At 75.1% G+C, this 10,557-nt stretch carries 8 protein-coding genes and 1 pseudogene; 1 reads left to right on the plus strand and 8 read right to left on the minus strand.

Annotated elements, in window-relative coordinates; all coding sequences use genetic code 11:
• Window positions 1-791 (plus strand): annotated as a pseudogene (locus tag CCN56_RS23245) (hypothetical protein); the annotation flags it as partial.
• 38 nt (window positions 792-829) lie between these two features.
• Here CCN56_RS23245 and CCN56_RS23250 read toward each other — a convergent pair.
• From CCN56_RS23250 to CCN56_RS23285, 8 genes are all read right to left on the minus strand, one after another.
• Entirely contained in the window at window positions 830-1,228 is a 399-nt protein-coding gene (locus CCN56_RS23250; protein ID WP_306300625.1) for a hypothetical protein, read from the minus strand.
• A gap of 151 nt (window positions 1,229-1,379) precedes the next feature.
• The gene (locus CCN56_RS23255; RefSeq protein WP_086829662.1) at window positions 1,380-1,913 is read right to left on the minus strand and encodes a carboxymuconolactone decarboxylase family protein; all 534 of its coding nucleotides are present in this window, start codon (window positions 1,911-1,913) and stop codon (window positions 1,380-1,382) included.
• Between the two features lie 95 nt (window positions 1,914-2,008).
• Window positions 2,009-2,194: a hypothetical protein gene (locus tag CCN56_RS45595; protein ID WP_086829664.1), complete on the minus strand. Its 186-nt coding sequence runs from the start codon at window positions 2,192-2,194 to the stop codon at window positions 2,009-2,011.
• Between the two features lie 37 nt (window positions 2,195-2,231).
• The gene (locus CCN56_RS23265; RefSeq protein WP_086829665.1) at window positions 2,232-5,399 is read right to left on the minus strand and encodes a ferritin-like domain-containing protein; all 3,168 of its coding nucleotides are present in this window, start codon (window positions 5,397-5,399) and stop codon (window positions 2,232-2,234) included.
• Window positions 5,396-6,937: an NAD(P)/FAD-dependent oxidoreductase gene (locus CCN56_RS23270; RefSeq protein ID WP_086829667.1), complete on the minus strand. Its 1,542-nt coding sequence runs from the start codon at window positions 6,935-6,937 to the stop codon at window positions 5,396-5,398. Before CCN56_RS23270 ends, CCN56_RS23265 begins: the two co-directional genes overlap by 4 nt.
• Before the next feature lie 21 nt (window positions 6,938-6,958).
• On the minus strand, window positions 6,959-8,668 hold the full coding sequence (locus CCN56_RS23275; RefSeq protein ID WP_086829669.1) for an FAD-dependent monooxygenase: 1,710 nt from the start codon (window positions 8,666-8,668) through the stop codon (window positions 6,959-6,961).
• Between the two features lie 187 nt (window positions 8,669-8,855).
• Entirely contained in the window at window positions 8,856-9,698 is an 843-nt protein-coding gene (locus tag CCN56_RS23280) for an AraC family transcriptional regulator (protein ID WP_086829671.1), read from the minus strand.
• An 83-nt stretch (window positions 9,699-9,781) separates the two neighbouring features.
• Window positions 9,782-10,557, minus strand: a 776-nt coding sequence (locus CCN56_RS23285) for an SDR family NAD(P)-dependent oxidoreductase (protein ID WP_086829673.1), incomplete at its 5' end; no start/stop codon positions are given.

Consider the following 10,557-nt stretch of genomic DNA (forward strand, 5'->3'; position numbering starts at 1 on the left):
ACGCCGCCGCGCTGGTGGATCCGAGGCACCGCCGGGCCGTGCGTCGGGCGGCCCGGCTGCGGGAGGTCGCGGCCCTCGTGGCCCGGGACCACCGGAAGGCCGTGGAAGCGGTCCGTACGGCGTGGGCCCCCTCGCTCCGGGCACAGGTGGACGAGGAACTGGCCCTGATGCCCGTGACACGACTCAGGCGGGTGGCCGGAAAGGCCTTTCCCGCCGGGGAGTTGGCCGAGCACGGCGTCCGCACCGTACGGGACGTGCTCGACGCCCACGAGTGGGGCCTCGAACACGCCGGGGTGCCACGGCACACCGCGGGGCCGGCGGTCGCCGCCGCGCGGAGGATCGCCCAGGAACGGGCCAGGGCCGTGACGGTACGGATCGAGGCGGACCGGCCGGAGCCGCACACCACGGCGGTGCTCGCCGCCCTCCGGGTCCTGGTGGAGGCCGGGCCGCGGGCGAAGGACGCGGCGGAGCGGGGCGCGGCCCTGGCCGCGCGCCTGGACGCGCTGCTCGCCGACGCGGCCCCCGCCGTCCGGATCCGTCCCCTGCTGACCGCCGGTCCGGACCGGCTCCGGCGCGCGAGGGCCGCCCTCGAGGCCCTGCACCCGCTGCTCGACCGGGCCGAAAGGGAAGGCCTCGTCGAGCGGTTCGCGCAGGCCTCCGTCGACCTGCTGCGCGGGCCGGACGCCGATCCCGCCGGCCTTGACGCCTGGGTCGACTTCGAGTCACGGCCCGAGAAGTACCAGGCCCTGCTCACGAAGTGCGCGGACCGGACCCTCACGTGGGCCGACTGACGGGCAGCCGCGGCCGCGCGCTCCGTCCGTCGTGAGGCTCAGCCGTGCTCCGGCCGAGCAGCGAGGTCGGACCCCAGGTCGAGCTGATCACGACCGGCCGCCGGTCGTCCCCCCGCGGTGAGGACCAGGTCGGGGGAGACGTCGCCGGGCTGCGGCCAGGGCAACACGCGGCAGCCGGAGTCGTGGAGCAGGTCGAGGACGCCGTCGTCGAAGGCGGAGGTGGGGTCGTACGCGAAGACGACGCTCACCCGGCTGTCGTCGCGCAGGACGGCGGGGAGGCACTCCAGGGCCCGGGTGGTGGAGACGACGGTCCGCGCGGCGACGACGAGCGTCCGCTCGCCGGGGAAGGTCCGCCACCGCTCGGCGCCCGGCCCGACGGGAACGTGGAGGGGCCGCTCGGCGTGCATGGCCGCCCCGCCCACATGCGCCCGGGTCACCCGCTCCGCGGCTCGCGGCTCGCGGCCATCGTCCGGTACCGCAATTCCTGGGGGAAGGCGATGGATCCGCGGCCCGGTTCCGGGCCGACCGCCGCCCTATCCGCTCGGCCCGGACTCCACCGGGAACGTCCCCGTCGTCACACGGACCCGGTCACCCCTCCTCGGCCTCCGGCTGGATTCCCGCGAGGAGGTTGAAGGCGCCGGTGAGGAGGTTGAGGGTGACGACGCCGACCACCTCGGCGATCACCCGGTCGCTCCAGCCGTGGGCCCGTACCTCGGCGACGTCCTCGTCGGAGAGGGCGCCGGGCTCCGCGAGGACCCGCAGCGCGAGGCCGATCAGGGCGGCCTCGCGGGGGTCGGTCGACGTGCCCTGACGGGCGAGTTCGAGGTCGGTCTCGGTCAGCCCCGCCGCACGGCCGGCCTCGCGGTGCGCCTCGCGGCAGGTGCCGCAGCCGATCCACTCCTGGACGGCGAGCGACAGCTTCTCGCTCAGGGCGCGGGGGATCTTCACCCGCTTCATGGCGCGCGACAGGCTGAGATAGCCGTCGAGCAGCGCCGGCGAGTGCGCCATCGTGGACACCATCTCGCCGACGGAGCCGTGTCGTTCGACGATGTCGGTGAGCAGTTCGCGTGCGCGGCCGGGTGCCTGCTCGGGGGCGAGCGCGGTCAGCCTTCTCGTGGTCATGGAACCCCTCCTCTGTATACCCTTGGGGGGTATGACGCGGGAGGGCGGGGAGACGTTCCCGGGGCTCAAGGGAAACCTGTGTCAGCAGGACGGCGTCAGCAGGACCGCGTCAGCCGTGACGGGCCGTGGAACACCCGGTCCGGCGCGTACTGCACCTCCACGGAGACCTTAGGGTGCGCGATCCGGCCGTCCCCGGCCTCCACGAGGGCGAAGTCCACGCCCCGGTGGGCCGGATCGAGCGCGAGCGCGGGCCCGACCGGCCCGCCGCCCACGATCAACACCTCGGTATCCAGGGCCCGCTGTCGGTTCGTCGCGGCCTCAGTTCCTTCCCCGTGCTCGAAGTCCTCGAAGTCCCTCGTGCTCGAAGCGCTCCGCGTACCACGCCATCAGTTCCGGCACCCGGTCCGGCACGCCCTCGCACGCGCGGGCCATCGCCGCCAGGTGCCGGAAGCGCATGGCGAAGCCGCGCCGGGCCACATCGGGGCGCGCGATGTACACGGGCGGCTCCTCCAGCTCGAAGGACGGGCCCGCCGTCCGCCCCCGCCACCCCGACTCCAGCGGCATCAGATGCTCGGCGAGCGGGCGCATCATGCCCGTCATCACGTCGATGGCGGCGTTCATCAGCTTCGAGCGCCGCAGGCTCGCGTCCGGGCTCTCCCCGAAGTGCTGGACGATCAGCTGGAGCATCACGAAGTAGCAGCGGTTGAACAGGCGCATGACCTCGCGCGCGTGCGGATCGCTCACCGCCGCCCGTCCGGGGTGGCCGGGATCGAGCGTCGGATTGCGCAGCGAGGGGTACGCGGGCTGCCACGGCGTCCCCGCGCCGCGCGGGCCGTCGGCGCGTTCCGTCATCAGCAGGTCCGCGAGCCGTACGAAGGTCTCGTGGTGGGACTCCGCGCCGGCCTTCTCCGCGTCCAGGACACCGCCCTCGCCCTGTTCGGTCACGAAGTCGACGGCGAACAGCGCGCTCGACAGGTCGTCCACCTCCAACTGGTAGTCCGGATGCAGGGCGTTGACCGTCTCCCCGAGGAACAGGTGGTGTTCGCCGCCGCCGCGCCCCCGGTCCACCATGAACAGGTCGGGCACCCGGGTCAGGCCCTCCCTGATGCCCGCGTACAGCTCGCTCGGCGAACCGAACGGACCGTGCCCGCCGCCGGCCTCCATACCGCCCGCGAGGCGTTCGGCCCCCGTGCCGCCCGCGAGCCGCTCCGGCCGCTCGATCGCGATGAACCGCTGGAGACTGCCCAGATGCAGCGGCTCCAGGGCGAAGTCCAGCGGCAGCGGGAGCCGGCCCGGCGCGCCGAAGTCGATCTCCGGGACGTGGAACGGCTCGCCCATCGCCATCAGGATGTTGTTGACGACCAGGAAATGGATCATCTCCTCCCGGGCCACGTCGAAGAGGCTGTCCCGCACGCCCTTGGCGAGGGTCTCCCCGCCGTCCCCGCACGCGAGCCGCAGCTGACGCGGCGTCCACACCCCGCTGCGCACGTACGCGAACCCCGTGCCGTGCGTGGGGACCGAGTACCCCGCGTAGAGGTACTGGAGCGAGGTCGCCAGCTCCACCGTGACGGCCTGCCACAGCGCCGCCCGCAGCTGCGCCCGCGTGGTGATCCGCGGATGTGCGCGGACCGGCGACGGCACCGCCGCCGGGGGCACGGCCGCCGCCGCGCCCTGCGCCCGCAGGTACGCGAGCAGGAGGCGCGCCTTCGGCAGGGAGAGGTCCCTGGTCGGCGGCATGTAGTACGTCCTGTCCTTGTTGGCCGGGTCGCACATCTGCCAGATGAGCTTCGCGTACGTCTCGACCTTGCAGCGGTCCGCCAGGCTGAACACCTCGTCCCGCATGAACGGGAACAGCTGCTCGTAGTACGCGAACACCTCGCGGTGCAGCAGCTCGAAGGTCACGTCCTCCTCGAGGACGGCGTCCAGGTGCCAGTCGTCGGGCAGGACCCGCACCGCCGCCGAACCCGCCCACGGCCAGAACCCCAGGGCGTCCCCGTGGTCGTAGCAGGCCCAGGCCGAGCCGGGGGCCGCCGGATCGGCGGGCGGAACCTCCTCGGGACCGGCCGCGAGCAGCAGCCTGGCCGTGCCGGCCCGCGCCCCGGAGACCGTGAACCGGCCGCGCCCGCGCGCGTCCGTCGCGATCCGGCAGGAGGAGGACCAGGTGTCCCCGGCCGCCCGGCCCGCCCGCAGCCGTACGATCTCCACGTCCCCGCAGCGGGCCTGCGGCGTCGAGGCCGCCGGATCGAGCGGCAGGGCACGGGGATTGGGGTACTGGCGGACGACGACCGCGTCGAGAGCCGCCGGCCGGCCCCGTACGAAGCTGCGGACCGGAACCTCCACCGCGTGCTCGTCGCCCCGCTCCGGGTCCGGGTGCTCCAGGATCAGGCAGGCCTCGTCGGTCAGGACGACCTCCTCGCGCTCCCGCAGCAGCACGGCTCCGGTTCCGCCCGGGTCCACCAGGACCAGGCCCTCCGTGTCCGCCCTCCGCACCGCCTCCTCCGAAGCCGCCGGTACGGTCACCACCTCGCCGCCGGGGAGCCCGCCCGGCAGCACCGCGACGGACAGGTCCGAACGGACGGTCCGCAGCTCCAGGGGCCCCGAAACACCCTCGCTGAAAGGCGAGTTGAACGTCACCTCCGTCGGGGAAACCCGTACCGTGCACGGCCCCGTACGGCCGCCCGGCCCGTACGGGACGAGCAGCCGGCCCGCCGGGTGCGTGCGCGGCTCGTCCGGGTGCCAGGGCGCGACGACACCCCGCAGGAGCCACCGTCCCGGCGCGTCCTCCCCGACCTCGGGGGACTCCTCCGGTCCGGGGGACTCCTCCAGGGTGAACTGGACGAGCAGACCGCCGCCTTCGGGAGCCTCGGCCGCCGCCCGCAGCGCGCGCACGGCGGGGGAGTCCGCCGCACCGTTCGGCCAGTCGAGCCCCTCGCCGGCCCCGACCGCGCACTGGTGGAGCGCCCGGCGCACCGGGGAGAAGCCGTGCCAGCGGGGCGGCATGAAGCCGGTCAGCCCCCCGGCGCACACGTACCCCGTATCGTGCGAACGCCCGTCACGGCCGAAGGCGAACCGACCGCCCATCAGCGTCGTCGTCCACGCGGACGCGGGGTCGACGTCGAAGACCCGGGGCCGGTTCACCGTCGTCCCCAGGTACGGGTTGTAGTGCCCCCACAGGTCGACGGCCCGCCCGACCACCGGGTCCGAGGTCTCCACGGCGCCGGCCGTCCGCTGCACCCCGGTCACCCGGGCCTCCACGACGAGATGGCCGTTCCCCGAGAAGTGCCCGCCGCACGAACCCCGTTCGGCCAGGTGCGCGTGGTACTCCTCGGCGGGCCCGGCCACCCCGAACGGGACGGGGACGCCGTCCTCCGCGCCCCGCAGCGCGGTGTTCCCGGCCAGGTCCACCAGGCCGCCGTGCGGGCCCGTGGGGAGCCGGGTCAGGGCCGTACCGGCGAAGTACAGCCGGGGAAGGTCGAACACGCTCATGCCATCGCCCCCGGTCCGGCCGCCGGTGCCACGCCCCGGCCCGGCGCGTGCGCGGCGATGAGGGACACCGCTTCGAGCGCCGACTCCACCGCCCCCTCGATCCAGGCGGGTTCGGCCGCGCAGTGCTCCCCGGCGAAGAACATCCGGTGCTGCGGCCGCACGGCCCGCCTCCGCTGCTCCTCGCAGGCGGCGGCGGACCGGCCCCAGCGGATCGTGCACCCGCCCGCCGTCCAGGGATGGTCGCCCCAGGCGAGGCTGGCCACACCCCGCACCATCCCGCGCCGCAGCAACTGCGGATGCATCCGCCCCAGCTCCTCCACCACCGTCCGGTGCCGCAGCGCGGGGGACATGCGGCCGAGGAGCTCGGCGTCCTCGCCGATCGTGTAGCTGGCGAGCAGCGCCGCGCCCCGCGCCGGGTCCGCCGCACCCTCCGGTTCGGCCGCCGGGTAGTACGTCTGCCGGATCCGGCCCCCGCTGAACGAGGCACCGCCCCGGATCCCCTCGCGCTCCCAGAACGGTTCGCGGCAGTGGACCGCCACCTTCGTCGCCGGGCAGTAGTCCACCTCCCGCACGACCGCGAGCTTGTCCTCGTCGAAGCCGGTCAGGGTCATCCCGCGCAGCACGGAGAACGGCACGGTGCACAGCACGTAGTCGCACCGCCGGACGGCGGCCGGGGTGCCGCGGCCCCCGAGCCGCACGCGGACGTGGTCGGCGGCCACCTCGAAGCCGGACACCCGCCGGCCCAGCCAGATCGGCCCCCGGATGCGGGCGGCGAGCCGCTGCGCGAGCTGGTCCATGCCGCAGGCGAGCCGGACCAGCCGAGGGCTCGTCTCGGTGAGGATGTCGTCGAGGAAGCCGTTGAGCCGCGTGCCGCAGCCCGCCCGGATCCCCGGGTGCGCCGCGAGGAGACCGTGTACATCGATCCGGTCCTTGGCGCTGCCGAGCAGGTACGGGGAGAGGTCGACGTCCTCGACCAGGTCGAGGAGGTGCCGGGCGAGGTCGGTGCGGAGCCCGTCCCGCAGCGCGGGCGGCGCGACGGCGTCGACGGCGGCCGCCAGCCACGCGCCGAACACCACGGTCTCCTCGCGGTACCGGTGACCCGGCAGCGAGGCCCGGACGTCGGCGACCAGCGCCCGGGGCGCGTCCCGGAGCCGTACGTGTCCGGTGCTCGTCGCGAGGTACGCGTTCTCCTCGGAGAGCAGCGTGGTGAACGGCCTGACCTGGTCGCCGAGGCCGAGGTGGTGCACGTAGTGCATGGTGCGGCGGTGCGCGGTGGGGATGCGCATGGCACCGAGCTCCACGAACGGGGCGCCCTCCGCCGGGCCGAAGCGGTGGGTGCGGACACGGCCCCCGAGCCTGCGGCTGCCTTCGACGACCTCGATCCGGAACCCGAGCCGCTCCAGCTCGTAGGCGGCGACGAGGCCGGCCATTCCGGCGCCGACGACGGTGACCGTGCTGTTGGCGCGGGTGCGCCGCCGGGCGCGCGGCACGGGAAGGGGCCGCCCGGGAAGGGGCTGCTCGGCGGTGAGGGTCTGCATGGCGGTCCGACTCTCGATCGTTCAGTGCGGGCGGTGCGGGCGGATCTTCTGGCGGGGGGCGAGCGCCGCGAGGTAGTCGCGGAGCAGGGCGGTGCGGGCGAGCGGGGCGACGAGGCCCACGTACCCGTCGGGCCGCACCAGGTACAGGCGGTCGGGGCGGCCGAGCCGCCCGGCTTCGATGCCGTCCCGGGGCGTCACGGGCAGGATCCGGACCGGGAGGGGGGAGCGGGCGCACGCCGCGCGCAGTGCGGCGAGCGTCCCGGGCGCGGCCCACTCGGCACGCAGGACCAGCGTCCACCGCTCGTACGCGAGGAGGGCGTGCAGCCGGCGGGCGACGGGACTTCCGGCGGCGGCGACCCTGACGTCCGGCATGCGGTCGCCCGCGCGCGGGCCGGAACGGCGGTGCAGGGCGGGGTGGTGCCGGGACAGCGCGCCGCCCCGGTGGTTGCGGCGCAGGTCGCTCAGGCGCAGGTCGAGCCGGCGCTGGAAGCCGCGCCGGGCGAGGGCGCCGGGCACCGTGGCGGTGAACGCCCGGTGGCCGAGCGGCGGCAGCGGCAGCTCCATGAAGTCGAACCGCATCTCGCGGACGTACCGCACCGCCATCCGCCGCTGTTCGTCGCAGTAGGTGTCCAGGAGCCCCTCGCCCGCCTGCCCGCGGTGCACGGCGGCGAGCTTCCAGGCGAGGTTGTGGGCGCCGAGGATGCCGACGTTCATGCCGTGGCCGCCGACCGGGGCCCAGGCGTGCGCCGCGTCCCCGGCGAGCAGCCCCCGCCCGTGGCGGAGCCGGGCGGCGACCCGGTCGCCGAACCGGGCCCGGTTCAGCCAGAGCGGCTCCGTCGTCTCGAGCCGGAGACCCGGGATCCGGGTGGTGTCCGCGACGAGGTCGCGGAGTTCGTCCACGGTGGGGGCGGCGGTCAGCGAGGGGTCGGGATCGTCGCGGAAGCAGAAGAAGCGGAAGCCGCCGCCGGGCAGCGGGAAGACGAGCAGCGAGCGGTGCGGGGCCAGGAAGATGTGCCCGCGGCCCGGCCGTTCGCCGAGCGGCCAGGTGGGGCGGGCGTTGCCCTGGACGACCTGGAGGCCGGTGCGGCGGCGGCCCTCGAAGGGGATGCCGAGCCGGTCCCTGACCACACTGGCGGTGCCCTCGCAGCCGACGATCCACGGAGCGGCGGCGGACTCGACCGTGCCGTCCCCGTGGCGCAGGGTGTACTCGGCCCGGTCCTCGTGGACCTTGAGGTCGGTCACCTCGGTGTTCCACTCGACACGGGTGCCGAGCCGGGCGAGTTCCCCGCAGAGGAGCCGTTCGATGTCGTGCTGTTCGATGGTGAGGGGGCGGGCGTGGGCGCAGAGCGCCCAGCCGGTGGTGAGTTCGCCGAGGAACCGGTCGCGCGCGTGGATGGTGACCGCCTCCAGCTCCACCCCGTGGCGCCGGAGGACCTCGCCGACCCCGAGGGAGTCGAGCGCCTCCCGGGCCCGCGCCCAGAGCACCAGGGCACGGGCCTCGTGCTTGGCGGCCGGAGCCCTGTCGACGATCCGCACCCGCAGTCCGAGCCGGCGCAGGGCGATCGCGAGCGTCAGCCCGACCGGCCCGGCCCCGACCACGCACACGTCCACGCCCTCGTCCTTGCCCGCGTCCACCCGGTCACCCGCTTCCCGCTCGCTCTCCCCGGCGTTCAGAGTGCGGGCGGAGGACCGGTGTCGACAGGGCGTGCGGCGGGGCGCTGGAATCACCACGACCAGGGAGTGTGACTACCTGTGCATCATCTGGTCCGTTTGGGTGACAACAGCGGAATTCGGTCGTCCGCAGGGGGTGACGAGGGGGTGGCTGGCCGGATCGTCATGCTCCGGAGGCCGCACCGCGGGGTGTCGGGCTCCGGCATTCCGCCCTTGAGGTGCTTCGCGCCCCTGCCCGGTGGCCAGTTCACGACAGCGGCGACGGTCCGCCCCGCCCCCGGGCGAACCGCCCGGGCGTGGTGCCCACGATCCGCTTGAACGAGCGGTTCAGATGCGACTGGTCGTAGAAGCCGGTCGCGGCCGCCACCTCGACCGGCGGCTGCCCGTCGAGCAGCAGACCGCGCGCCCGGCCGATCCGGCGGGCCGTCAGGTACTGGTGCGGTGCGATGCCGAAGGCGCCGCTGAACGCCCGTACGAGATGCGCGGGATGGGCGTGGAGCAGCAGGGCGGCCTCGTCCAGGGTCACGCCCTCGACGAGACGCGCGTCGAGGAGCTCCCGCAGACCGTGCGCCACCCCCGGATCGGCTCCACGCGCGGGCGTGACGAGTCCGGGCCGCAGATGGCCGCGCAGCCGGTCGCCGATGAGGGCGAGGCGGCTCTGCGCCTCCAGTTCGTCCCCCGGCTCCGCGAGCGCGGTGTGCAGCTGCCCGACGCGCCGCCGCAGCAGCGGGTCGGCCAGGTCGGGGGCGTCGACCGCAGGGCCGATGAGGCTCTCGTCCAGCTGGGTCAGGTCCAGATACAGGACCCGCTTCCGGAACCCGCCGGCGGTGGCGGGCGAGCCGTTGTGCGGGACCCCCGGCGGGAGCAGGGACACCGTGTCGTCGGGAGTGCCGCGCTCGTGCCGGTCGAGGTCGTAACGGACCGCGCCGTCGTCGACGATGAGCAGGGTCCACACGTCGTGGACGTGCATCGGATACGCGTGCTCGGTGAAGTGCGCGTGGAACACCTCCACGACACCCGGCACGTGCGGGCGCCACGCCGAGACCTCCTGCCGGGTCGCCGTACGGGCCGCCATGGAAGAAATGTACATGCCGCCGGTCGCGGCGACGGCGTCGGCGGGCGCGGTGGCCGGTCGGCTGAACGCGACCGGCCGCCCCCGGCCGTGACCGCCGGTCAGGCCCGCGGGGCGCGCGGCTCCAGCCGGAACTCGAAGCCGAGGGTGCCCGGGTCGAGCGCGGTCGCGCCGCCGTCGACGGTGAGCACCGCGCCGTTCACGAACGAGGCCGCGGGGGACAGCAGCCAGGCGACCGCCTCCGCGACCTCCTGCGGCTCACCGGGCCGCCCGGCGGGCAGGACCCGGGTCACCTCCTCGTACGCCGCCTCCAGACCGCCCCCGCCCAGGCCCGCCTCGGCGGCGAACCGGTTCATCCGGCGGTCCGCCATGTCGGTGCGCACCCAGCTCGGGCACACGGTGTTGGCGCGCAGCCCCGCGCTCCCGTAGTCGACCGCGAGCGAGCGGCACAGCTGGAGCAGCGCCGCCTTGGAGGTGGCGTAGGCGGCGTTCCCGACGCCGTTGCGCAGGGCCGACACCGAGGCCACCGCGACCACCGCGCCGCGGGCGTCGAGCAGGTGCGGGAGCGCGGCGCGCAGCAGCAGGAAAGGACCGGTGAGGTTGGTCCGCATGACCTCGTCCCAGTCCTCCGGGGTCACCTCGCCCACTCCGCCGCCCCGCCCGATGCCGGCGTTGAGCACCAGACCGTCGAGCCGCCCGTACGTGCCGACCACCGTCTCGACGAGCGAGGCCACCGCGGCGGGGTCCCCGATGTCCGACGGTACGGGCAGGGCGCCCGTCTCCTCGGCGACCAGGCGCAGCGGCTCGGGGCGGCGCCCGGACACCGCCACCTTGTGTCCCGCCCGGGCCAGCGACCGCGCGGTCGCTGGCCCGGGCG

The sequence above is a fragment of the Streptomyces sp. NRRL B-24572 genome (assembly GCF_002156145.1).
Taxonomy (GTDB): domain Bacteria; phylum Actinomycetota; class Actinomycetes; order Streptomycetales; family Streptomycetaceae; genus Streptomyces; species Streptomyces vietnamensis.

What these genes read in the sequence shown, in the direction of transcription:
- CCN56_RS23255 (WP_086829662.1), bottom strand. Translation starts at nt 1,913, where the DNA reads ATGACCACGAGAAGGCTGACCGCGCTCGCCCCCGAGCAGGCACCCGGC.
- CCN56_RS23265 (WP_086829665.1), bottom strand. Translation starts at nt 5,399, where the DNA reads ATGAGCGTGTTCGACCTTCCCCGGCTGTACTTCGCCGGTACGGCCCTG.
- CCN56_RS23270 (WP_086829667.1), bottom strand. Translation starts at nt 6,937, where the DNA reads ATGCAGACCCTCACCGCCGAGCAGCCCCTTCCCGGGCGGCCCCTTCCC.
- CCN56_RS23280 (WP_086829671.1), bottom strand. Translation starts at nt 9,698, where the DNA reads ATGTACATTTCTTCCATGGCGGCCCGTACGGCGACCCGGCAGGAGGTC.